The 20,782-nt window shown below is 70.3% G+C and carries 23 protein-coding genes and 2 pseudogenes; 11 read left to right on the plus strand and 14 right to left on the minus strand.

Translation table 11 applies throughout. The features are described from left to right. Positions 1–185: 185 nt before the first annotated feature. Positions 186–736: pseudogene (locus IAG44_RS43940) on the minus strand (IS701 family transposase); the annotation flags it as partial. 6 nt (positions 737–742) lie between these two features. Here IAG44_RS43940 and IAG44_RS39170 point away from each other — a divergent pair. After that, positions 743–1,093, plus strand: coding sequence for an oxygenase MpaB family protein (locus tag IAG44_RS39170; RefSeq protein ID WP_246562481.1), 351 nt, complete (start codon positions 743–745; stop codon positions 1,091–1,093). 132 nt (positions 1,094–1,225) lie between these two features. After that, the gene (locus IAG44_RS39175; protein ID WP_187751788.1) at positions 1,226–2,743 is read left to right on the plus strand and encodes a hypothetical protein; all 1,518 of its coding nucleotides are present in this window, start codon (positions 1,226–1,228) and stop codon (positions 2,741–2,743) included. Positions 2,744–3,116: 373 nt separating this feature from the next. Here IAG44_RS39175 and IAG44_RS39180 read toward each other — a convergent pair. Beyond that, positions 3,117–3,649, minus strand: a pseudogene (locus IAG44_RS39180) (MBL fold metallo-hydrolase); the annotation flags it as partial. A 133-nt stretch (positions 3,650–3,782) separates the two neighbouring features. On the opposite strand from IAG44_RS39180, the gene IAG44_RS39185 reads away from it, so the two are divergent. The 6 genes from IAG44_RS39185 (at position 3,783) to IAG44_RS39210 (ending at position 6,942) form a co-directional block, all read left to right on the plus strand. After that, positions 3,783–4,481, plus strand: coding sequence for a TetR/AcrR family transcriptional regulator C-terminal domain-containing protein (locus tag IAG44_RS39185; protein ID WP_187751789.1), 699 nt, complete (start codon positions 3,783–3,785; stop codon positions 4,479–4,481). A gap of 127 nt (positions 4,482–4,608) precedes the next feature. Continuing rightward, positions 4,609–5,598: an NAD(P)-dependent alcohol dehydrogenase gene (locus tag IAG44_RS39190; RefSeq protein WP_187751790.1), complete on the plus strand. Its 990-nt coding sequence runs from the start codon at positions 4,609–4,611 to the stop codon at positions 5,596–5,598. A 146-nt stretch (positions 5,599–5,744) separates the two neighbouring features. Beyond that, positions 5,745–5,975: a hypothetical protein gene (locus IAG44_RS39195; RefSeq protein ID WP_246562494.1), complete on the plus strand. Its 231-nt coding sequence runs from the start codon at positions 5,745–5,747 to the stop codon at positions 5,973–5,975. Continuing rightward, positions 5,959–6,294 carry an ArsR/SmtB family transcription factor gene (locus IAG44_RS39200; protein ID WP_281404324.1) on the plus strand — a complete coding sequence of 112 codons (336 nt, stop codon included), beginning with the start codon at positions 5,959–5,961 and terminating at the stop codon, positions 6,292–6,294. The genes IAG44_RS39195 and IAG44_RS39200 overlap by 17 nt, the downstream gene beginning before the upstream one ends. A 68-nt stretch (positions 6,295–6,362) precedes the next feature. After that, complete coding sequence (locus IAG44_RS39205; protein ID WP_246562509.1) at positions 6,363–6,761, plus strand: ATP-binding protein; 399 nt, start codon at positions 6,363–6,365, stop codon at positions 6,759–6,761. A 31-nt stretch (positions 6,762–6,792) separates the two neighbouring features. Next, positions 6,793–6,942, plus strand: a complete 150-nt coding sequence (locus tag IAG44_RS39210; RefSeq protein ID WP_187751792.1) for a DUF6126 family protein — start codon at positions 6,793–6,795, stop codon at positions 6,940–6,942. On the opposite strand, the gene IAG44_RS39215 is transcribed toward IAG44_RS39210, so the two are convergent. Both IAG44_RS39215 and IAG44_RS39220 read right to left on the minus strand, forming a co-directional pair. Beyond that, positions 6,918–7,298 carry a hypothetical protein gene (locus IAG44_RS39215; protein ID WP_187751793.1) on the minus strand — a complete coding sequence of 127 codons (381 nt, stop codon included), beginning with the start codon at positions 7,296–7,298 and terminating at the stop codon, positions 6,918–6,920. The genes IAG44_RS39210 and IAG44_RS39215 overlap by 25 nt on opposite strands. 189 nt (positions 7,299–7,487) lie before the next feature. Then, entirely contained in the window at positions 7,488–8,342 is an 855-nt protein-coding gene (locus IAG44_RS39220) for a helix-turn-helix domain-containing protein (RefSeq protein WP_187751794.1), read from the minus strand. 75 nt (positions 8,343–8,417) lie between these two features. Between IAG44_RS39220 and IAG44_RS39225 the strand changes: the two genes are divergently transcribed. From IAG44_RS39225 to IAG44_RS39235, 3 genes are all read left to right on the plus strand, one after another. Then, positions 8,418–8,855, plus strand: a complete 438-nt coding sequence (locus tag IAG44_RS39225; RefSeq protein ID WP_187751795.1) for a nuclear transport factor 2 family protein — start codon at positions 8,418–8,420, stop codon at positions 8,853–8,855. 158 nt (positions 8,856–9,013) lie between these two features. Further along, the gene (locus tag IAG44_RS43945) at positions 9,014–9,304 is read left to right on the plus strand and encodes a hypothetical protein (protein ID WP_246562512.1); all 291 of its coding nucleotides are present in this window, start codon (positions 9,014–9,016) and stop codon (positions 9,302–9,304) included. Further along, entirely contained in the window at positions 9,295–9,492 is a 198-nt protein-coding gene (locus IAG44_RS39235) for a hypothetical protein (protein WP_187751796.1), read from the plus strand. The genes IAG44_RS43945 and IAG44_RS39235 overlap by 10 nt, the downstream gene beginning before the upstream one ends. A gap of 12 nt (positions 9,493–9,504) precedes the next feature. On the opposite strand, the gene IAG44_RS39240 is transcribed toward IAG44_RS39235, so the two are convergent. The 10 genes from IAG44_RS39240 to IAG44_RS39285 form a co-directional block, all read right to left on the minus strand. After that, positions 9,505–9,924 (minus strand): hypothetical protein, encoded by a 420-nt coding sequence (locus IAG44_RS39240; protein ID WP_187751797.1) that lies wholly within the window; start codon positions 9,922–9,924, stop codon positions 9,505–9,507. Continuing rightward, positions 9,921–10,805 carry a dienelactone hydrolase family protein gene (locus IAG44_RS39245; RefSeq protein WP_246562527.1) on the minus strand — a complete coding sequence of 295 codons (885 nt, stop codon included), beginning with the start codon at positions 10,803–10,805 and terminating at the stop codon, positions 9,921–9,923. The genes IAG44_RS39240 and IAG44_RS39245 overlap by 4 nt, the downstream gene beginning before the upstream one ends. A gap of 166 nt (positions 10,806–10,971) precedes the next feature. Continuing rightward, positions 10,972–11,985, minus strand: a complete 1,014-nt coding sequence (locus IAG44_RS39250; protein ID WP_187751798.1) for a glycoside hydrolase family 5 protein — start codon at positions 11,983–11,985, stop codon at positions 10,972–10,974. A gap of 109 nt (positions 11,986–12,094) precedes the next feature. Continuing rightward, positions 12,095–12,952 carry an SGNH/GDSL hydrolase family protein gene (locus IAG44_RS39255; RefSeq protein ID WP_187751799.1) on the minus strand — a complete coding sequence of 286 codons (858 nt, stop codon included), beginning with the start codon at positions 12,950–12,952 and terminating at the stop codon, positions 12,095–12,097. Positions 12,953–12,989: 37 nt separating this feature from the next. Next, positions 12,990–14,066, minus strand: a complete 1,077-nt coding sequence (locus IAG44_RS39260) for a rhamnogalacturonan acetylesterase (RefSeq protein WP_187751800.1) — start codon at positions 14,064–14,066, stop codon at positions 12,990–12,992. A 68-nt stretch (positions 14,067–14,134) separates the two neighbouring features. Further along, positions 14,135–15,190: a glycosyl hydrolase 53 family protein gene (locus tag IAG44_RS39265; RefSeq protein WP_187751801.1), complete on the minus strand. Its 1,056-nt coding sequence runs from the start codon at positions 15,188–15,190 to the stop codon at positions 14,135–14,137. A 130-nt stretch (positions 15,191–15,320) separates the two neighbouring features. Further along, positions 15,321–17,102, minus strand: coding sequence for a rhamnogalacturonan lyase (locus tag IAG44_RS39270; protein ID WP_223006887.1), 1,782 nt, complete (start codon positions 17,100–17,102; stop codon positions 15,321–15,323). Between the two features lie 259 nt (positions 17,103–17,361). Next, positions 17,362–18,243 carry an alpha/beta hydrolase family protein gene (locus tag IAG44_RS39275; RefSeq protein WP_187751802.1) on the minus strand — a complete coding sequence of 294 codons (882 nt, stop codon included), beginning with the start codon at positions 18,241–18,243 and terminating at the stop codon, positions 17,362–17,364. A 275-nt stretch (positions 18,244–18,518) separates the two neighbouring features. Then, a complete protein-coding gene (locus IAG44_RS39280) occupies positions 18,519–19,535 on the minus strand; it encodes a PaaX family transcriptional regulator (RefSeq protein WP_187751803.1) in 1,017 nt (338 codons plus the stop codon). Positions 19,536–20,099: 564 nt separating this feature from the next. Then, on the minus strand, positions 20,100–20,768 hold the full coding sequence (locus IAG44_RS39285; RefSeq protein ID WP_246562553.1) for a TetR/AcrR family transcriptional regulator: 669 nt from the start codon (positions 20,766–20,768) through the stop codon (positions 20,100–20,102). Between the last annotated feature and the right edge of the window lie 14 nt (positions 20,769–20,782).

Genomic DNA, 20,782 nt, shown 5'->3' on the forward strand with positions numbered 1-20,782 from the left:
TCCGCCAGGCCGAGGCGGACGCCAGTGAACGCGACTGAATACGAGTCTGAGGGGCTGCCGACGCCAGGTGCTCGGGAGATTCCTGTCTCCTGCCCGGGCCGGGCGTTTTTCTCAGCGGTGGCTGTCGGGCACGCCGCATGACCGGGGACTGCCCCGGGGGACGACCGCACGTGGGTCCGGGCCTCAGGGTGTCGAGAACTTGGCAGGGGGGAGACCAGCGCGGGCACTTTTGGGGCCAGGAGCTGTTCGGTGAGGAAGGCATGGACGGCGGTCACGAGGGTGATGTGGTGGTGCCAACCCGGCCAGGACCGGCCCTCGAAGTGGTCCAGGCCCAGGCTGTGTTTGAGTTCGCGGTGATTGTGCTCGACGCGCCGGCGGACCTTGGCCGGACGGACCAGCTCGGTGACCGGTGTGTCGGAGGGTAGGTTCGACAGCCAGTAATCGGTTGGCGCGTCGGCATCGGCGGACCATTCGACCAGCAGCCGGCAGTCGGGCAGGCCCCCGTCCCACCAGCCCTGTTCGGCCGGGGCAGCGGCTTTGCCGGGACGCTCCACGGCGCCTTGTCGGCCGGGCGGACGCGCACCGCGGCGAAGCGGGAGCGTGACTCCCCTCACGCCCCGTTCCGCCAGGTGAGAGGGGTGAAGGCCTCCTGTCCGAGTCCGGCCGCCAGGGTTGCCAGGGAAGGTGCGGCCTGCCGGTAGCGCGGCTGAGGCCCACAGTCGATGGGCCCGTTGCGGTCGGCGTGCCGCGCAGCGCGGGCGAGGTCATCCGCTATCTGGCCCGGATGCGCCCCCAACTCCACGTCACCCCGGCCGTCTTGGACGCCCTGGGGTTCCTGCGCGGCTTGGGCCGCACCGGACGGAAACGGGTGGTCGTGCGCGTGCTGATGAACGACGTGGTGGGGCTGCTCCCGAGCTGGGCGCGCACAGAACTCGGCATTCACCGACCGGCCCTGGTGCGCGCCGACTGGGACCGGCCGGCGGCCACCGTGGTCGGCTGGGCGCTGGAGTGGGCCCGCGGCCCCTCCGAGATCCATGCCGCAGCGCGGGCCCGACTGGTCGAGGCGGAGCCGGGACCACGCGACGGGTTCTGAAGGGCTCGCCGACGGTTGCCCCTCGTCAAGTCACGGAGATCGGTTGACCACTTGAAGGCCGCGACCGGACGCGCCGAGCAGCCGTTCGAAAACCATGCGACGTATCGCGGGCGCCCCCGGCAGGATGCTCCTGTGAACCCTGTGCTGTGCGGGCTCGCCGCCAATCCGGCCCTCCCCGGTGAACTCATCGATGAGCTGATCGGCCTCGCGGACACCGGGGTCGACGAGATTCTCGCCGAGCGCGTGGATCTCAGCCGGGCACAGGTCGTCGCGCTCGCCCGTCGCGTCCCGGAGACCGCGGTGCTGCTCGCCTACCGGGGCAAGCTGACCGCCGCCGACGTCGATCCCTCGGCGCAGCCGCGTGCCGCGCTGGCCCTCCTGGACGAGGGTGCCGGCTGCCCGGAGTGGGCACGCCGCTTCGCGGCGGATCCGGTCGCAGAGCACAGGGAGAAGCTGGCGGCCTGTCCCGGTCTTCCGCCCGATGTCGTGGAGACGCTCGCCGCCGACGCGGAGGCAGAGGTCGTAGCGGAGCTGGCCCTGTGGGCGACGCCGGACGTGGCGGCCCGGCTCGCGCGGCACCCGCACGCGGCGGTGCGCAGCGCCGTGGCCGCCAACGAGGCGACACCCCCGTCCGTACTGGCGATGCTGATCACGGGGGAGGAACTGGCACTGGCCCGGACGTGCCTGGTCTGTGACCGCGAGACGACTCCCTTCGTGCATGATCCGAACTGCTCGCTGACCGACTGCGAGCTGCCACCGGGTGCCTCGTGCGACGGCTCCCACGAATCCACCACGCACGAGATGTACGCAAGAGCGTTGGCCAACCCGGCCACGCCCACCGCAGCAGTCGTCGGCTTCGCCGACCACCCTTCGACGCTGCTGCGCTACCAACTGGCCGCGCGCCCGGACCTGCCACAGACGGTGTACGGGCGGCTCGCCCGTGATTCCGTTCCCGGTGTCCGCGCCGGCCTCGCGGAGAATCCGGCGATCGACGACGCCCTGATCCGCGCGCTGGCCGGCGACCGCGGCCATGACGTACAGCGCATGCTGGCGCACAATCCGCGGGTGCCGCTCGATGTGCTCGCCGAGCTGACCGGTGTCACCAAGATCGGTCCGACCCTGCTGCCGCGGATCGCCGCCGCGTCCGAGTCCGAGATCAGGGAGCTGGCCGCATCGCCGAATCCCACGCTGCGGATGCTCCTGGCCGCCCGCCGTGATCTGCTGCCCGGGATCCGCGACGAGCTGGCCACGGACCCCGACGCGAAGGTACTCGCGTCCATCGCACCGCACCCTGGGCTCTCCGACGCCCGACTGCGCGCCATGACCGACCGGCACGGCGCCCGGGTCATCGCGAGAGTGGCGACCAACCCGGACGCGTCACCGGCACTCCTGCACGACCTGGCCCGACACCAGCCACCCGTCAGCAAGGCACTCCGGGAGATCGCCCGACACCGCAACGCGACGGCACCGGCACTGCTCGCCTGCCTGGCGGACGTACGGGCACGCCCCATGGCCGCCGCCCATCCGGCACTGCCACCGCAGACCATCGTGGACCTCCTCACCGACGACGACTGCGACGTGGCGGAAGCCGCCGCTGCCAACCCCTCCCTGCCCTCGGCCGTCATGACGCGACTGGTGTCACGCACCTGATCCGACACCCCCGGGCACCCGCATGCGCAGCAACCGGCCCCCTGACCTGGCCCACTTGGGCGAAACCCCCGCCACGACTACCGCCTCGCACTTCTGACCTGCCGTCAATTCTCTTGCGGGCGTCCAACGCCGGTGCCTCATGCCCCGTCCGAAAAGAGGTCCATATGCCCAGACCGTCCCGCCTGGCCGGTGCTGCCACGGCCACGCTCGCCCACCCACTTCGACCTGGCCGCGAGAACATCGCGCTGGAATCCGACGGATCCGCCGACCTGACGCTCGCCTTCGCCCGCCAGGTCGCGAACGTCACCCGGCAGGGCGACACACGGATCCTCGCCACTCTGCCAGCCGTGGCGAACCCGAACACACCTATCATCCAGGAGGAAGCGGCCGACGTGCGTGACGATCAACCGGTGCGCGCCGACCGTGTCGCCGGCGTCCTCGGGTGTGTGCTGCACCTGCTCGCCCTCGGCCGGTGCCTGCGCGCTCTCCGCCTCGCAGAGCAGCACGTCGCACCCCTCGGCCAACTCGGTGAGGCTCGGGCAAGGGGCCGTATCCCCGGAGTACACCAGCGACCTGCCCGCCGCCTCGATGCGCACGGCGAAAGGCCGGAACGCCATGCGACACGGCCCGGCTGGTCAGCCGCAGCGAGCCGATGGTCGCCCGGTGTCCGTCGTGCGACTCGGTGACGGCGAAGGCGGATTCGACCGGACTGCGGGCCGGTGTGTTGATGAGGAACGCGGCCAACCGGTCGGCGATGCCGGCCGGACCGTAGGGCGGGATGGGGCGTGCGAGACGGATGTCCGCGTACAGGGCGCCGTAATACGCCGTGAGGAGGTCCGCGCTGTGATCGGCGTGCAGATGCGAGATCCAGATCGCGTCGAGCTCGTCCAGCCGCACGTGACGACGGCGTCGCGCACTCCAGGACCGTGAGGCTGAAGAGTTCGCTGCTCATCCCGGGAGCTCAGAACGCGTGATCCACAACTCTCCCGGGTTTCTCGTGGAGATCGGGAGTTACGATGGCTCGCGCGAACGAGAGGGGATGGTGGAGATAGCCACGCAGGCCGCCGCCGCGCAGCCCCGCACCCCCTTGAGCAGGAAGCGGGTCCTGGACACCGCCGTCGCCCTGGCCGACGAAGGCGGGGTCGAAGCGCTCAGCATGCGGAAGATCGCGCAGCCACTCGGGGTCGTGCCCATGGCGCTGTACAAGCACGTGGCCAACAAGAACGAGTTGCTGGACGGCATGATCGACGTCCTCGTCGGCGAGATCGACCCGCCGGCCACCGACACCGACTGGAAGACCGCCATCCGCAGGCGGATCCTGTCGGCCCGCCGCATGCTGCTGCGCCACCCGTGGGCGTCCGCGGTCATCGAGGCGCGGATGAAGGCACGGGCCACCCCGACGCCCGCGATGCTGGAGTACCTGGACTCGATGATCGGGATCTTCCGGGCCGGGGGTTTCTCCGTCGACCTGGTCCATCACGCGATGCACGTCATGGGCAGCCGCCTGCTGGGCTTCTCCCAGGAACTGTTCGAGGACTCCGCCGGCGGTGAACCGGACCCGGACGCCTTGCCGCCCGAGGAGATGGCCGCGCGCTACCCCCACATCGCCGAACTGGCCATGGCCGTCGCCCACGACCCGGAGTCGGTCGTCGGCTCGGGCTGCGACGACCAGTTCGAGTTCGAGTTCGCTCTGGACCTGACGCTGGACGGCCTGGAACGGCTCAGGACGGCGAGCTGACCCGCCGGAGCCGTCGCCGCACTCCCTCTCCGAACCAGCTCCTCCCCACCCCTTGACCGGTGTACTGCGTACACCTAGCTTGCTTAGAAGGTGTACGCAGTACACCCCGAAGGGTGGGGGAAACCGGATGAAGGCGATCGTTCAGGAGCGGTTCGGCCCGCCGGACATCCTGCGGCTGGCGGAGACCGACGTACCCGAGGTCGGGGCCGGCGAGGTGCTGGTGCGGGTGCGCGCCGCCGCGATCAACCCGTACGACTGGCACCTGATGCGAGGCGACCCGTTCATGGCGCGGCTGACACCGGACGTGGGACTGACCCGGCCGAAGAGCCGGGTGGCCGGGGTCGACGCGGCCGGACGTGTTGAGGTCGTCGGCGCCGCTGTGCGCGGGCTGTGTCCCGGCGACGAGGTCCTGGGATTCTGCCCGGGCTCCTTCGCCGAGTACGCGCGCACCACCCCGGACCTGCTGGTGCCCAAGCCCGAGGGCCTGACCTTCGAGCAGGCCGCCGCGATCCCGATGGGGGCGGTGACCGCGCTGCGCGGCATCCGGACCGTGGCCCAGGTGCAGGCCGGACAGCGGGTGCTGGTCAACGGGGCGGGCGGCGGCGTGGGCACCTTCGCCGTGCAGATCGCCGCGGCCCTGGGCGCGGAGGTGACGGGGGCGTGCAGTGCGCGCAACGCCGAACTCGTGCGCTCACTGGGCGCCGCGCACGCCGTCGACTACACCCGGGAGGACTTCACCGACGGGCGCACGCGCTATGACGTGATCCTGGACAACGTGGGCAACCGTCCGCTGAGCCGGCTGCGCAAGGCACTCCCCCCGAGCGGGGTCCTGGTGGCCAACGGGGGCGGCTCGCCCGGCCACGTGGTCGGGGCGATGGGCTCGATGCTGAAGGTGATCGCGGTCAACGCGATCGTCCGGCAACGGCTCCGCGTGATCCTTCCGGCGGCCCCTGCCGGACCGACCCACGAGGACCTCCTCGCCGTCACCGCACTCATCGAGGCCGGCAAGCTCACCCCGGTGATAGACCGGACGTACACCCTGGCCGAAGCGGCCGAGGGCGTGCGCCACGTGGAACGGGGCCACGCACGCGGCAAGGTCGTGGTCACTGTGCCGTGAGCGTCTCCGGCCTTCGTCGCTCCAGACCCGCCGGCCGTCTTCGACGTAGACGGTCACATACGGTTCGTCAGGTCCTGCGGTGCGATGCCCCGGACGTTCGCTAGACTCGGCTTGAAGACTTCTTCAATTTCGATATTTGTTTGATCATGTATCTCGTATCTCGTGGAGGGTTGTCCGGGGTGGGTGGGTTCGTCGAGGCGTTGCGGGACCGGGTGCGGAAGGCGCGGGCCCGGGTGGTGGAGGCGACCCGGGAGGGCGATGTGTTCGAGAAGGCGGCCGCCGAGGACGAACTGGACGACGCGCTGCGCATCGCCCGTAAGCACGGAGTGGCGGTCGAGGAGGAAGAGGAAGGTGACGCGCGTGGTTCCGCTGTATGAGGCGAAGGCGGAGTTCTTCCGGATGCTCGGGCACCCCGTGCGGATCCGGGTCCTGGAGCTGTTGCAGGAGGGGCCGAGGCCGGTGCGGGAGCTGCTGGCCGAGATCGAGGTGGAGCCGTCGAACCTGTCCCAGCAACTGGCGGTGCTGCGCCGCTCGGGCATCGTGACCGCCACTCGGACCGGCTCGACGGTGGTGTACGAACTCGCCGGGGGAGACGTCGCCGAACTGCTGGGCGCGGCCCGGCGCATCCTCGCCACGCTGCTGGTCGGCCGTCAGGGGCTGCTGGAGGAACTGCGGAGCGCGGAGCCCGCGCGGTGAACGGCCGCCGGTTCAGGCCGCTGTGGGGGCGGGGGAGACCGGCGGCCCCCGTCGAGTACGGACCGCCCGTGGTACGGCGTCACCTCGCTTCGATCGAGGTCGGCCCGGAGGCGGTACGGCGGGCGAGGGAAACGGTGGCCGCGTACCTGCCCTCCGCCGGTGTCGCACCGGGTTCCGCGTTCGCGGACGCGGTGCTGCTGGCGACGAGCGAACTGGCCGCCAACGCCGTTCGGCACGCACCCCGCTCCCCGGTGATGGACGTGGGGATCGCGGTCGCGGCCGGACAGCTGATCGTCAGCGTCGAGGACGCCGAACCGGTACTGCCGGATCTCAGCGCCGAGGGCATGGGCGCGGGCCTGCGGATGGTGACCGAACTCGCCGGCGACTACCGCGGAGGCGTCGGCACCGAGCGGGCCGTCGACCATGACGGCAAGGCCGTGTACGTGCGGTTCGGCATCCCGTCGTAGGGACGGGGCGGAAGGGACAAGGAGCGGCACCATGTGGAAAACGCGCAGACCAAAGGCCCAGGACCGGGATTCGAAGGTCCAGCGAGGCGTCGCGCTGCGCGCCTTCATCTACATCTTCGGCACCCACATCATCGCCGGATGGGTGATGCTGCTCTTCTACCTGGGCGGACACGCCAAATAAGCGTGCCGCGGGTGGCTCGCCTCGGCCGTGCGGCAGGACACCGTGGGGCTGCCCTTGGTGACCGTCCTGCCGTCCAGGAACGGTCTGCCCGAGAAACCGGGCCCGGCCGCCTCCCAGCCGGTCGGGCACGCGGTGTCGACGTGCGGGTGATCTGGCCGTCGGGGGCCGCGCGTGAGGCGAGGTCCGGGGGACCGGGCGACGCGATCGCAGTCGATCGGGCTTCTGAACCCGTACACGCTGGTGTTGCAGAAGCCGGTGATCCAGGTGGCGATCTCGACGCGGGCCTCGGCGCGGGTGCGGAAGGCGCGCCGGTGGACGTACTCGACCTTGAGCACGCTGCGGGACGCCTCGCTCACGGCGTTGTCGAAGCACGAGCCGACTCTGCCCGCGGGGCGCACGACGCTCAGCTCGCGGCAGCCCCGCCTGCTCGCTGCCTCTGCCGGTGTGCATGATCATGCCGTGGACGTCGCCGCCCCGGGTCCGCGGCCAGGTGGAGGCCATCTCCGCGCCCGTGCCGAGCGGCGCGTGATGCACGGGGTGAGAGATCAGCCCGTCTCACCGACGCCGTGCTCCGCCCACGCGATGCCGTCCACCGACAGCCACGGCTGGCCGGCCACGGTCGCCGGGGTCATCGCGGTGAACGCCAGGACGTCCCGATGCAGGTGGGACTGGTCGGCGTAGCCGCTGTCGGCCGCGACCCCGGCCGCACCTTCGCCGGCCGCCAGACGATGCGCGGCATGATCGAAGCGGACCAGCCTCGCGGCGCGCTTGGGAGGAAGCCCGATCTGCGACCGGAAGCGGGACCACAGGCGCTTGCGGCTCCACCCGACCTCGGCCGCCAGGTCCTCGACCCGGACCCGGCCGCGGCTGACGAGCATCCGGTCCCAGACGAAGACCACCTCGGGATCCACCGCCGGTCCCGTCTCCGCCCGGCGGGCGAGCAACGCCTCCGTCAACGCGAAACGGTCCTGCCACGACGTGGCGTCCCCGAGTCGCTGTCCGATCCGTGCCGCGTCCCGGCCCCACAGGTCGTCGAGGGCGACCAGGGTACGGTCCAGCTCCGACGGGGAGGCGCCCAGCACGGCGCGTGCGGCCACCGGGGACAGGCGCACCTGCAGGCACTCGATGTTCTCGCCTCGCACGCGGACAGCGCTGTGCAAGAACCCGGCGACAAGGTTCCCCCGCTGCTGCCGACCGGTGGCGACATCCACGACGAGCGGGCCGTTGCCGAACTCCAGAGCCAGCGTGACCGCCGGGTGCGGGACCACCCGCACGTCGACCGGGCCCGCGCCGCCACTGCGGAACCCGGCCATGCTGACACCGGCTACCCGGCTGGGCCCCGGCGGCTTCACGACACCCCACCCGGCCACCGTCCCACGCTCGTGCGCAGCGGATCGCATGACCCCATGCTAAGAGGACGTCGACCGGAACATTTGTCCAATACACCGGCGCGCGGTGACGGTGACAGTGGGTTCATGAGCCACACCATCATCCAGAACGCCTTCCAGGCGCTCGCCGGCAACGACCCCGACCAGATCTCCGCAGTCTTCACCGAGGACGCCGAATGGCTGTCGCCCCCGGGGAACGCCACCGCCGTCGCGCTCGGGGTGACCCACCACATGGTGGGCAGGAGGGCGATCGCGCGCTTCTTCGCCGAGGACTTCCCCCGCCTGTTCGCGCACGATGTCGCCGTCTCCTTCCACGGGTCCCACACCGACGGCGAGCGGGTGACCGTGGAGGCGACCATGACGGCGACGCTCGCCGACGGCCATCACTACACCAACGACTACTGCTTCGTCTTCGAGCTCCGGGGCGAGCTGATCCACCGGGTCCGCGAATACGTGGACACGGCCCGCGGGCACCGCATGATCTTCGGCGAAGCCCCCCAGCAACCATCCCCGACCTGGCCGTGAGGCGGGAGCGCGGTCGCGGTGGTGCTGGCGCTGTCGGTGCCGGGAGGGGCCGGAACGGCGGGGGATCACGGGTTCGGGGTGGTGCCGGGGATCGGCACGGGGGGGTCGGTACGGGGGTAGGGGTCGCGTTTCTGTACCGGGCCATGGAGCAGGGGCAGATGAGTGTGGTCGTGCCCGTGAGCGATGTGGGCGCGGTCGCCCTTCCCGTCCTGGTGGGCGTGGCTCTGCTGGGGGAGCGTCCGACGCCGGCGGCCTGGGTCGGCATCGTGGCCGCGGTGCCCGCGCTGTGGCTCGTCTCCCAGGTTCCGGGGCCGGACCGGGCCCGGTCCGACGGGCCGCGGGTGACCGCCGGAGTGCCGGCCGCGCTGGTCGCGAGCGCCGGATTCGGTGTGCAGTTCCTGGCGATGGCGCAGGTGGGGGAGGCAGCGGCCTGTGGCCCGTGGTCGTGAGGCGGGTCGCCTCCGTGCTGGCGATCGCCGTCGTGCTCGCCCGGTACCGGGCGCCGGTGACGATGCCCGGCGGGCCGGGCGTGGTGGCCTGCGCCGCCGGTGCGGTGGGGACCGTGGCCACCTCCAGCCTGCCTGGTCCCGGGAAGCCGGTCCCCAGAGATGGCGAGCACGCGGACGTCGTCACGTGAAGAGGGCAGAGCTCAGCAGAACCTGCCCAGTCCTGCGGAGAATGAGTCGGCGAGGGCGGGGTCCGACTCGAACTTCTCGACCTGATCCCTGGCCGAGACCTCGAGATTGGAGCGCGAGAAGGCGAAGTTGGCTCGGACGAAGCAGTCGTCGCTGGTGTTCAGATCCGTCAGCGTCCCCGAAACATACGACCAGGTATGGCTCCCGAAGGGTGCCGAGCATCGCGTGTAGGTCACCTTGCCCCAGCTCTGCTTGATCGTCGTGGCCTTCGAACACTTGTAGCTGGACGCCGTTGCGGGAGCGGTTGTCACTGTGGACAGACCCGCAACTGCCAGTACTACACCGCCCGTCAGAGCAGCCAGGCGTTGTGCAGCCTTCATGTATACATCTCCCATAGTCCGTGGACAGCCCGTGCCGTCAGCGTTCCGGATCATGGGTGAGCTGCGTACCTGAAATGTTTCAGGTTGTACGGGCACTTGGTCCTGGACCTGGAGACGCCGCTGGAGTCCGCCAGTGAGGGACACAGGAACTGGGTGTAGCGGGTGTCGTTGTCGAGGAAGATCTTCAGCCAGGGGATCGTGCGGCGCGTCACGTTCGAGTTGCCCCAGGTGGGGAAGCCGTGACCGCCGCTGGTGAGTTCGATGAAGGCGCTCTGTGTGGCAGCGGGCATGCCGCCGTAGAGGCCGTCGAGGTAGGACGGGGTGACCGTACCGTCGTCGCGCGCGCCCATGATCATCGTCGGGACGCGCAGCGTGGACAGGTTCTGCGAGGGGGAGAAGGGCGCGAGCGGGATGGCTGCCTTCAGCGACGGCCGCCGTTCGGCCGCGCTGATGGCTCCGCCGCCGCCCATGGAGTGGCCGATGACACCCAGCCGGTTGGGGTCGACGCGGTCGCGTACCGGGCTTTTCCGGGTGAGGTAGTCCAGCGCGGCGAGGAGTTGGGTTCCTCGGGCGGTGTCGAAGTCGTTGGGGCTGTTGGTGTCGATGCCGATGACGACGAACCCGAAGGAGGCGAGCCAGGGCCCCATCCAGGCACCCTCGGCGTCCCACCGCGCGGTGTAGCCGGGCACGGCCGCGACCGCGGCCCAGGTGCCCAGGCTCGTGTCGGTCGGGTAGTAGATCTTCCCGCCCTTGAAGCCGTTGCCGGGCGGCACGCCCACCTCCGCGGTGGCGAACGTCCCCCTCTGGGCCGCGACGCTGCTCACCGTGGGGTCCGGTCCCCGCTGGTACGGATTGTCCTGGGCCGACGCTGATTGCGCCGATGTCGGCTGGATCGAGACCAGCGCGGTGATCAGACCGGCCACGGCCGTGGCCACGACCGTCCTCAGCCTGACCAGGCTGATTCTCCGACGAGTCCTCACCCGATCGCTCCAGGAGCCTTCGGATACCTGGACTTCGGTGACGTGTGTATGCACTGTTCAGCTTCCTTCCGTGACGAGGTGCAGCTGTGGTGCTCAGACCAGGTGGTGGGGGCTGAAGGAGTCACCGCCCGTTGTAGATCGCGGCCTGCTTCGACGTGGCGGCTATGCCGTTCGCGCCGTTGAAGATCCGCCGGCCCCAGGAGGTGAGGCGGTTCGGGTCGAAGTTCGTGACCATGTCCAGGTAGCCGACGTCGCTGCCGTTGCCGCTCCAGGACCAGCCGAGGTAGCCGAGGCCGAGCCGCTGGGTGGTGGCCAGGATGGCGTCCTCGTCGGGGTTGCCGTCGGAGTGGTTGTGGCCGAACTCGCCCACGACGATCGGGAGTTTCGCGGCGACGAAGCGGTTCAGGTAGTCGTTGACCTTCGCGGCCGTGTTGAAGACGCCGTACATGTGGACCGAGAAGACCGTGTTGCGGTCGGGGTCTGCGGCGAAGACCGAGGCGGCGTTGTCCCGCATGGTGAACGCCCAGTCCTGGCCCCAGTTGGGCGCGTCCACCATGAGCGTGTGGTTGAACCCGGCGCCCCGCAGCTTCTGGATGGCCGCTTTGGTGTCGGCCGTCCACCTCGTGTAGTTGCTGTTCCCGTACGGCTCGTTGCCGATGTTGACGATGACGTAGCTCTCCTGGCCGGCGAGAGCGCTCTTCACGCTGATCCAGTAGTCGGCCGCGCGGGAGAGGGTGGTCGCACCGCTCTGGTCGCCGTAGCCCGTGGTGTCGTGGACCTCCAGGACACAGATGAGACGGTTCCGCTTGCACTGGGAGACGACGTTCGCCACGTCGGTGGTGTCGTTGCGGGTCCAGCGATCCCCGCTGGCGAGGACCACGCGGACGGTGTTCGCGCCCGTGGCCTTGATGTGGGCGAGGGAGCTGGTCCGGTCCCGGTACCACGTGTGCGCGTGGTTGACGCCACGCATCACGAAGTCGTTGCCGGACGCCTCCAGCAGTCGCCCGTTCTGGACGCGGAAGCCGGTCGGCGCGGCGTGGGCCGGGGTACCTAGGCCGAGCAGCGGGACGAGGAGGCCGACGAGGGCGGCCACGACGGCGGCCACTCGTGGGGCGGTACGGGTGCGGGATTTCATGACGACTCCAGTGGGGGGTCATGGTGCGTCAGGAGAGTGCGGCCACTCCGGCGTGCGGCGATCTCCTCGTCGACGGAGGAGGCGGGGTGCGCGGTGATGAAGCCCGGCGCTACTTGAGATACGCGGCGAGCGGGAGGTTCTGCCGGCGCACTTCACTGGTGACGAGCGTGGCGATCTGCTGCGCGCCGTAGGTCTCGAAGTGGGTGTGGTCGTTGCAGAAGAAGGCGCCCACGGGGCCCGATGCGTAGTCGCCGTTGTTCGGGCAGAAGCGCAGACTGTTGTAACGCGAGACGCTCGACGTCTGCAGGTCGATGACCGGCGCCCCGGTCGCGGATCCGGCGGCGAAGGTCTGGGTGACGAAGCCGCGGTTCTTGACGGCGGTGCTGCCGGAGCAGGTGATGGCGGCCACCGGGGTGAGCAGCACCGGGTGCGCGCCCCGGTCCAGGGCGGTCTGCGCCATCATCGTCATCAGCTGCTGGTACCGGGCCGGGCCGACGTGTCGTGGGCAGGTCGAGGAGGAGTCGTTGATGCCGAACTGGATGAACAGATAGTCGCCGGGCTTCATCCCGGTGCTCGCGTTCAGCATGGCCTGCCAGCGTGCCGAGTACGCGGTGGACGTGAGGCGGCACTCGCCGTCCGGGCCCTTGGTGCTGCTCACGTTCCCCTCGTACAGCCAGGTCTGGATGGAGCGGCCTCCCACAGCCTGGTTCCTGACGGTCACGTCGGTGTTGAACAGGGCGTCGAACTGACTGCCCCAGCCGACCGGGCAACGGCCGCCGCTGGGGTTGGCCATGGTGGAGTCACCGGCCAGCCACACGGTGACCGGCTCGGCCGCGGCTCGTACGGCCGAGGCGGGGGAGGCCGCGCAGTTCGCGGCGACGCTGTCGGCCGCCGATGCGGTGCGAACACCGAGGCTCGGCAGGGCGATCAGCAGTGTGGCCATGAGGAGTGGGCGAAGGTTCTTCATCGGGTCCTTCCCGGGAGCGGGGGCTGCCGCGCGTCGGTCAGCGCAGGTAGGCGGCCAGGGGCAGGCGCTGCTCCCGGATGCTCTGGAGCACCAGCCCGCCGATCCGCGTCGCGCCGTACTGCGAGAAGTGGGTGTTGTCCGTGACGCCGTCGACGGAGGAGCGGAGGAAGAGCTGCGCGGAGGCGGACGGGCCGAGGGACTCCACCAGCGTCCTGCTCTTGGTGGTCAGGTCGATCACCGGCACGTTCTGCGCCGCGCCGAGCGAGCGCGTCTCGGCGGGCAGGTTCACGCCCACGCCGTTGACATGCAGCGCCGTCGGCGTGAGCCGGTTGCCGTCGAACAGCCGGCGGACCGGTGGGGTCACCAGTACCGGGACGCCGCCCTTGGCCCGGACTTGCGTGATCATGGACGTGAGGTTGTTCCGGAAAGCGGACGCGTTGGTCTGCTTGTCGTTGTGGCCGAACTGGATGTAGACCGCGTCGTTCGCCCGGACCTTCGACAGCAACGACGGGAGGAGCGCCGAGTTGGACCGGAAGCTGCCCGAACTCTCCCCCGAGTCCCCGTAGTTGGCGATGGCCGCGCCGGGACGCAGCGCAGTCGTGATCATCTGGCCCCAGCCGGTGTACGGGGCGACGGGCTGGTCGCACACGGTCGAGTCACCGGCCAGGTAGGCGACGAGCGGCCGGTCCGCCGGCTTCACCGAGACGGCCGAGACCTGCGGGTCGGCTCCCGCGAACCGGATGTCCAGACCGGGGGTTCCGGTGCCGCCCTGCCCGGTCGGCTGCCCCTCCGGCTGCCGCACGTCGACCGTGAACGAGTACGTGGCGACGGCTCCGGCAGCCGTCCTCGTCGCCGGCAGCATCAGCCGCCGGGCCTCCGCCCACATCTCGGTCTGCCCGGCTAGGGCGCCGCCGAGGGAGACCGTCACCTCGTAGGTGCCCGGCGAGACGCCGTAGTGACAGTGGATCGGCGAGGTACCGGAACAGCCGGCCGGGAGCGCCCGCGGTGTGGCGTCGTCGGCATGGGCCGTACCGGTGCCGGCCAGCGTCGCAAGGGTCAGCAGACTCGCCGCTATCGGCCCGGCGCAGCGTCTCCCCTTTCGCGATAATGTCATGGTCATTTCAATCTCGCGTTCCATTCCTGCCCCCGGAGATGTGTGGGTCGAGGTCTGCGGCCCCTCGCTCAGGCCTGGGTGAAGCCGTCCATGATGACGGTGGGCCGTTGGGTGGCGGAGTCCCAGGCGCCCATGGTGTAGCCGGTGAACGGGGACATGCACTCCGGCTCCCAGTAGAAGATGCCCTGACCCCCGTGGTCCTTCAGCGCCTTGGTGTAGGCGACCAGCGCGGCCCTGGTGGAGGCGGCCCTGTCCACGCGACCGCCGAACTCGCTCTGGAGGAAGGGTTTTCCGTAGGCATCGGAGATCTTCCGCATGTTCCCCACGATCCCGGCGGCGACGTCGGCGCTGCCGTAGGAGGAGAACACCGACATGTCCCACTTGCCGCCGTTCGCGGCGTAGCGGCTGAAGAACGTCGTCATCACGTCGTACTTCTGCGGCTGGGCCAGATGGACGCACACGGTCGAGTTCGGTGACACCGCCTTGACCTGGTCGTACGCCGCGTTCAGCAGTCCGGTCAGCTGCGCCGGGCTGGAGACGCTGCCGACGGGGCGGCAGATGCCGCTGTTGATCTCGTTGCCGATCTGCACCCAGGTGGGGAGCACGTCGTTGTTCTTCATGACCGTCATGGTCTGGCTCACGTACGTGCTCATCGCGGTGCGCATCTGGCTGTAGCTCATGTTCCGCCAGGCGGCGGGCGGGTTCTGCACACCGACGGAGTTCCAGGTGTCGCCGAACATGTAGTCCAGCATGATCGACATGCCGGCGGCCTTGACCCGCTTGGCGAAGGCGGCGACCTCGTTGATGGAGCAGTGTCCGTCGGTCGGGCTGCTGGAGGGGTTGACGAAGGTGCGCAGCCGGACCGCCGTGATGCCGTACCCCTTGAGAACGGCCAGGATGTCCTGCGTCTGTCCGCTCGCGTTCCTCCAGGAGAAGCCGCGCGCCTCCATCTGCGGCACCCAGCTGATGTCGACGCCCTTGACGAAGCCCGCTGCGGCGTTGGCCGGCGTTTCGAGTTCGGCGAGCGCGGTGGCGGTGGCGATCGCCCCGGCGGTGGCGGTGGTGGCCTTGAGCAGGGTCCTGCGGCTGATCCGCCCGGAACCGGATGCCTCGGTGGGGTGCATGGCCGTTCCTTCCTGCGCGCCGGCCGCGCGTGAGTCGTGGCGGCCGGCGGGCGGTTGGTCGTGGGGGGTGTCGGGGCGCGGCAGGAGCCGTTCCGCCGGCACGGCGGAGCCGTCGTGCTGAGGGCGCCGTTCAGGGCGTGCGGACGGTGGGCCGTGGAGCCGTCGGCATGCCGTTGCCGATGAAGAAGCTCGGGTGCGGGGGCTGGTTGTAGGCGGTGTTCTGCCAGGCGAGGGCCGTACGGTACTGGGTGTCGTGGAGCAGGGTCGTGATGCGGGTGTTCGTCTGGTGCGGCGTGGAGTAGATCCGCAGGGCCGTGTTGTTCGACGTCGGCCAGATGACCTCCTCACGCCAGTCGCCGAGGATGTCTCCGGACAGCGACGGGGTGGCTTTGGTGCCGTTGTTGGAGTGGACGCCGGAGCCGGTGAGCAGGCGGGTGTCGCCGGAGGTGCCGTACTTGTCGATGCGGGTGCCGTCGAGGAGTTCGCGGACGGGGTCGCCGTCCCACCAGGAGAGGAAGTTGATGCTGGACGGCTCCCGGCCCAGGGCGGCGCCGGTTGCCGAGCGCAGGGTGGTGTCGGAGGCCGACCATGCCTCGGCGCCCGCGCTGCCGGCGTGGATGTCGGCGGCGACCCCGCGGCCGTTGTCGGATCCGGAGGCCGTCTGCCAGAGGATCTGGCCGGTGCGGGCGTCGGCCATCCAGGAGCCGGGCTTGCTGGAGTCCTCGGAGACCTTGAAGTACTCCAGGCCCGCGCGGGACGGGTTCAGGTCCCCGACGTGGCCCGCGTCGCCGTGGCCCAGCCTCGTGGTCCACAGCCCGTTGCCGTTGTCGTCCACGGTCATGGCGCCGTACACGATCTCGTCCCTGCCGTCGGCGTCGACGTCCGCGACGGACAGGCTGTGGTTGCCCTGGCCGTCGTAGCCCTTGCCGCTGTTGGCGGAGGAGGCGGTGTCGAAGGTCCAGCGGCGGGTGAAGGAGCCGCCGCGCCAGTCCCAGGCGGCGATCACGCTGCGCGTGTAGTAGCCGCGCGCCATGATCAGCGACGGGCGGGAGCCGTCGAGGTAGGCGGTGCCGGCGAGGAAGCGGTCGACCCGGTTGCCGTAGTTGTCGCCCCAGGAGGAGACGTTGCCGCGGGCCGGGACGTAGTCGACAGTCTGCATGGCCTTGCCGGTCTGCCCGTTGAACATCGTCAGGAACTCCGGGCCGGACAGGACGTATCCGCTGGAGTTCCGGTGGTCGGCGGACGAGCTGCCGATCACCGCGCCGGTGCCGTCCCTGGTGCCGTCGGCCGTCTTCATGGCGACCTCGGCCTTGCCGTCGCCGTCGTAGTCGTACACCTGGAACTGGGTGTAGTGCGCGCCGGAGCGGATGTTGCGGCCCAGGTCGATGCGCCACAGCCGGGTGCCGTCGAGCCTGATGCCGTCGAGGATCGTGTGACCGGTGTAGCCGGACTGGGAGTTGTCCTTGGCGTTGGTGGGCTGCCACTTCAGGACCAGGTCGAGTCGGCCGTCACCGTCCAGGTCGCCGACGGACGCGTCGTTGGCCTCGTAGGTGTACGGCGAGTTGCCCGGAGCGGTGCCCCCGGCCGGCGGCGAGATCGGCACGTCCAGGTAACCCGACCGGAACCGCAGCGCGGGTTCGGAGGGGCCTTGCTCGGTGCCGTTCACCACCGGGCGCACCGTGTAGTCGGCGGAGTCCGGGGCGCCGGAGTCGGTGTAGTCGGTGGAGCCGGTGATCGGCGAGGAGTTGAGCTTGGTGGCGCCGCGGTAGACGTTGAACCCCACGTCGGTGGGGTCGGTGGCCAGCCAGCGCCACGACACCAGGTTCCCGCTGCCGGTGTGGACACTGGTCAGTCCCCGGTCGAGGCGCTCCACCTGTCGCGCGGTCGCGGCCTGTGCGGTCTGGGGCGACATGGTGAGTGCGGAGGCGGCCAGCGCGGCGGCGAGAACACCTGCCACGCGGCCGTTCACGGTGCGGCGGATTCTTCGTTGACACGGCGTCGTTCGGGAACGTCGGCGGGAGTCGGTCACGGTGACCTCCGGTGTGTGTGGGGGGGGGGGGGGGTACACGCCTTGCGACGGCAGGCAGCCCGATGCTCATGGACTGCCGGACCGCGGTCGCGGACTGACCTGATCATGACAATCCAGTCCCGAGGGGCGAAGAGCGGTCACCTCAGCCCAGGACGGCTTCCCACCTGGTCCTGGACCCGGCCGCGTCGGCCGGGAGGCGGTCCCGTGCGGCGGTGTCGCCGTACATCGTCCAGCGGGCCCAGTCGACGACGGTGTTCGGGAAGTGGTTGTCGCTCCAGAAGCTGGTGTGGCTGCCACCGACGAAGGTGAGGAACGCCTTGGGCCAGGAGATCTCCGTGTACGCCTGCCGGGCCGAGGAGTACGACGTGGTCGAGTCCCGGTCTCCGTGGACGAACAGGACCTTGGCGGAGACCGAACGGGACGGGGCGCCCATGTCCACGCAGGACTGCGGGTTCGCGGAGACGATCCGGCTGTCGGGCCAGGAGGTCAGCAGGCCATGGGTGATCATGCCGCCCAGGGAGTGGCCCGAGACACCCACGCCGATCCCGGTGTCGATGTGCCCGGCCAGCGGCCCGCCCGCGTTGAGCGCGAGGGTGTTGGTGAGGATCTGCGAGACGTCCTTGGCGGAGTTGCCGTTGTTGACGTCGCCGAAGTCGTGGTTGAAGTGCGGGGCGGGGACGACGAAGCCCGCCGAGGCCAGAGCCCGGATGATGAACAGGGAGTTCTGCGGGCTGCTCCCGTAGCCGTGGGTGAAGTTGTGGACGGGGAAGACACCGCCCGCGACCGGGGCGTTCGTCACCGGTGCGCCGCCGGGGGTGCCGGTGGCGGGGTAGTAGACGTAGGTGGTGCACGGGCGGCTGCCGCGGGTCCAGTCATACCGGCGCACGCCGACCGCGAACGGCGTGGTCGGCGCGCCCTGCGGCCTGACGGCGGCACTTGCCTGCCCGGCGCCGAGCAGGGACGTGCCCACGCCCGCTGCTCCGGCCGCGCTCAGGGCCAGGAAGGTACGTCGTCGCATGCTCATGGGTGACTCCCGTGTGAGTGGGGGAGACGGTGTGAGGTGAACGAGGCGCCGGTCTTGCCGATCACGGCGACACTCGTATCGGCACCGCGTGGATGTCGAACGCCGACCGGCCGTGACTCACACATGGGGATGCCTCCTGTCGCCAGTGGTGCGGAGGTACGAGGCTGTGGACGGCGGGGGGTGATGCGTGCGATCAGCTCTTGAAGCGCCCGCGACTGTGAACGCTCCCACACCGTTTCGAATAACAGAAAGAGTCACCATCGGACTCTCGTCTGTCAATCGTTGCGACTCAATCCCTCGGAAGTCGCGGTCGGATCGTCGGCCATCAGACCACGGCTGTGACCGATACCAGCACTCATTCCGGCGATCGTGTGGGCACTGATGCCGAGGTGCGGACCGTCCGCGGACCGGGCCGCCACCGAACGGACGTGTTCCTGGGCCGGGTGGGCCAGACCGTCGTACACCGCGACGCACACCTCCCGCGCCCGGGACCGAGGCCAGTCGGCCGGCAGCAGCTCAACGGGCAGCAAGGGGTCCAGCACCGGAAAGTGACGGTAGGTGTTCATCACCTCGGTGCGGGCGCGCACCGCCGCGGCGCCGGTGACGCCACCAGCGCCGATACGGGGCAGCAGGCCACTCCACCGCCGGATGAAGATCTCGTACTGGTCGGCGATGCCGGACAGGTCCCAGGCCGCGACCGGGTTGCGGTTGGCCTCCGTCTCCAGATCCACCTGCCGCGCCCGGAACACAGTCATCGCCCCCAGCGCCAAGTCGGCCAGTTCGGCACGCCCCTTGGGGGTGAGCGGGTGCGGCGACGCCCAGACCGCGTCGTACAGCGGCGCGTATCCCCGCCACCGCAGCGCGGTGCGCAGCGCACGCCGTCGCGTGCTCTCCCGTTCCGGCACGGAGAAGGCGACCAGTGTCCACCATCCGTCCCATGAGTCGGGTTGCGTGGTGAACGTGGCGATGGAGGCGCCGCCGCTCCACAGATCGACAGCGGCCTCCGGCGTCAGCCGATACGTGCTGTACCGCCCCCGCCGACTGCCCTCCAGCACCCCTCGACGCACCAGCCTGCTGATCGTCGTACGGGCCGCGCCGTCGGCCACGTCGAACTCCCCCAGCAACGTCACGATCGCCGCCGCCGGCAGCCAGGCCCGGGCCGGAAACGTGTAGTCAGCGATCAAGGTGACCGCCAAGCCCGCCGGTGAGGCGTCGGCCTGCCGGCGCGGCAACCGGATCGGCCCCGTGCCGTCGCCGGAGAAGATCTCCTCGTGGTGAGACAGGTTCGCCAAGGCTGCTCCGACGCGTCGAATGGGGCGAAGCTACTGTAGCGGCCGGCCCCGACGCCCAGATGTGACTCGGGCGTTGACCGCAGCCCCCGGCCGGCCGATCTCACCGACGGCCACCTCACACCGAGCGGCACGCACCCGGACGTCCCCTGACTGCCATGGATGAATAACGCTCGATGTCCGATCGGGACGCTGAATGAAACATTCTCCGAGCCATACATGGATCTCGCTTGCCACCCTGACCGCGAGGGTCACGAACGGCTTCGCCCTCCCCGTATCGGCGGGGTGGCGGACCGGCTGAGCCGGGACGTGGCCGATCTCGCGCTTTCACGAGGCGGGCCTGCTTGCGGCAGTTCGGGCACCGGCCTGGGCGGGCAGTCGACACCGCCTCTCCACCCGCACATCGATCCCGGGAAACAGCACATCCTCAACCGCCTTGCTCGCCACGGCAAGACGGGAGATCCCTGTCTCCTGCTCGGGCCGGGCGTTTTTCTCAACGGGTGACTGCCGGGCACGCCACATGACCGGGGACCGTCCCCGAGGGGGACCGCACGCGGGGCCCGGGCCCTAGCCCTGCTGTTTCTCCGAGAGCCCCCGTGTGACGAGGCTGAGCGCGCCCGCGAGTTGTTCGTGGTGGCGGTGCAGGACGCCGGGGGTGAGGCCGGTGTCCGCCGTGTCGTGGGCGAGGTGGTCGGTCGCCACCTTGAACACGGCGCTCATGGCGGCGGCCTGCGAACGTATCTCGAACCCGTCGGACGGCAGGCCGGCCCGTTCGGCGAGGGCTTCGGCGAAGGAGTCCTCCGCGCGCTCCCCGAGCACGAGGTAGACGGCGCGCAGCGCGGGCTCGTGCCGGGTCAGCCGGACGACGGCGTGGACGGCCTCGATGTCCGCGTCGGACGACGAGTCGAGGACGGGACGGTAGGCGTCGCGCAGATGCTCCGTCAGTTCGACACCGGGCGGCCAGGTGCGCAGGGTCGCCCGGAACGCGTCGATCACCTGGGTGAGCAACGGCTCCACGCAGCTCTCCTTGGTGCGGAAGTGACGCCACAGGGTGCGTTCGGAGACCCCGGCGGCCCGTGCGATGTCCTCGCCGGAGGTGGCGGCCACGCCCTGCGCGGCGAACAGCCGGACCGCGTGGCGGGAGATGTCGAGACGCTGCCGCTCGCGTTGTTCGCTGCTCACGGGCGGCCGGCCGCGACGAGGTGTCCGGCCGGCGCCCGCTCTGAAGTCCTCCATCCGGCGATCTTAGG

The organism is Streptomyces roseirectus (assembly GCF_014489635.1).
In the GTDB taxonomy this organism is placed as follows: domain Bacteria; phylum Actinomycetota; class Actinomycetes; order Streptomycetales; family Streptomycetaceae; genus Streptomyces; species Streptomyces roseirectus.

What these genes read in the sequence shown, in the direction of transcription:
- IAG44_RS39185 (WP_187751789.1), top strand. Translation starts at nt 3,783, where the DNA reads ATGGTGGAGATAGCCACGCAGGCCGCCGCCGCGCAGCCCCGCACCCCC.
- IAG44_RS39190 (WP_187751790.1), top strand. Translation starts at nt 4,609, where the DNA reads ATGAAGGCGATCGTTCAGGAGCGGTTCGGCCCGCCGGACATCCTGCGG.
- IAG44_RS39195 (WP_246562494.1), top strand. Translation starts at nt 5,745, where the DNA reads ATGTATCTCGTATCTCGTGGAGGGTTGTCCGGGGTGGGTGGGTTCGTC.
- IAG44_RS39210 (WP_187751792.1), top strand. Translation starts at nt 6,793, where the DNA reads ATGTGGAAAACGCGCAGACCAAAGGCCCAGGACCGGGATTCGAAGGTC.
- IAG44_RS39220 (WP_187751794.1), bottom strand. Translation starts at nt 8,342, where the DNA reads ATGCGATCCGCTGCGCACGAGCGTGGGACGGTGGCCGGGTGGGGTGTC.
- IAG44_RS39225 (WP_187751795.1), top strand. Translation starts at nt 8,418, where the DNA reads ATGAGCCACACCATCATCCAGAACGCCTTCCAGGCGCTCGCCGGCAAC.
- IAG44_RS43945 (WP_246562512.1), top strand. Translation starts at nt 9,014, where the DNA reads ATGAGTGTGGTCGTGCCCGTGAGCGATGTGGGCGCGGTCGCCCTTCCC.
- IAG44_RS39240 (WP_187751797.1), bottom strand. Translation starts at nt 9,924, where the DNA reads ATGATCCGGAACGCTGACGGCACGGGCTGTCCACGGACTATGGGAGAT.
- IAG44_RS39250 (WP_187751798.1), bottom strand. Translation starts at nt 11,985, where the DNA reads ATGAAATCCCGCACCCGTACCGCCCCACGAGTGGCCGCCGTCGTGGCC.
- IAG44_RS39255 (WP_187751799.1), bottom strand. Translation starts at nt 12,952, where the DNA reads ATGAAGAACCTTCGCCCACTCCTCATGGCCACACTGCTGATCGCCCTG.
- IAG44_RS39260 (WP_187751800.1), bottom strand. Translation starts at nt 14,066, where the DNA reads ATGACATTATCGCGAAAGGGGAGACGCTGCGCCGGGCCGATAGCGGCG.
- IAG44_RS39265 (WP_187751801.1), bottom strand. Translation starts at nt 15,190, where the DNA reads ATGCACCCCACCGAGGCATCCGGTTCCGGGCGGATCAGCCGCAGGACC.
- IAG44_RS39270 (WP_223006887.1), bottom strand. Translation starts at nt 17,102, where the DNA reads ATGTCGCCCCAGACCGCACAGGCCGCGACCGCGCGACAGGTGGAGCGC.
- IAG44_RS39275 (WP_187751802.1), bottom strand. Translation starts at nt 18,243, where the DNA reads ATGAGCATGCGACGACGTACCTTCCTGGCCCTGAGCGCGGCCGGAGCA.
- IAG44_RS39285 (WP_246562553.1), bottom strand. Translation starts at nt 20,768, where the DNA reads ATGGAGGACTTCAGAGCGGGCGCCGGCCGGACACCTCGTCGCGGCCGG.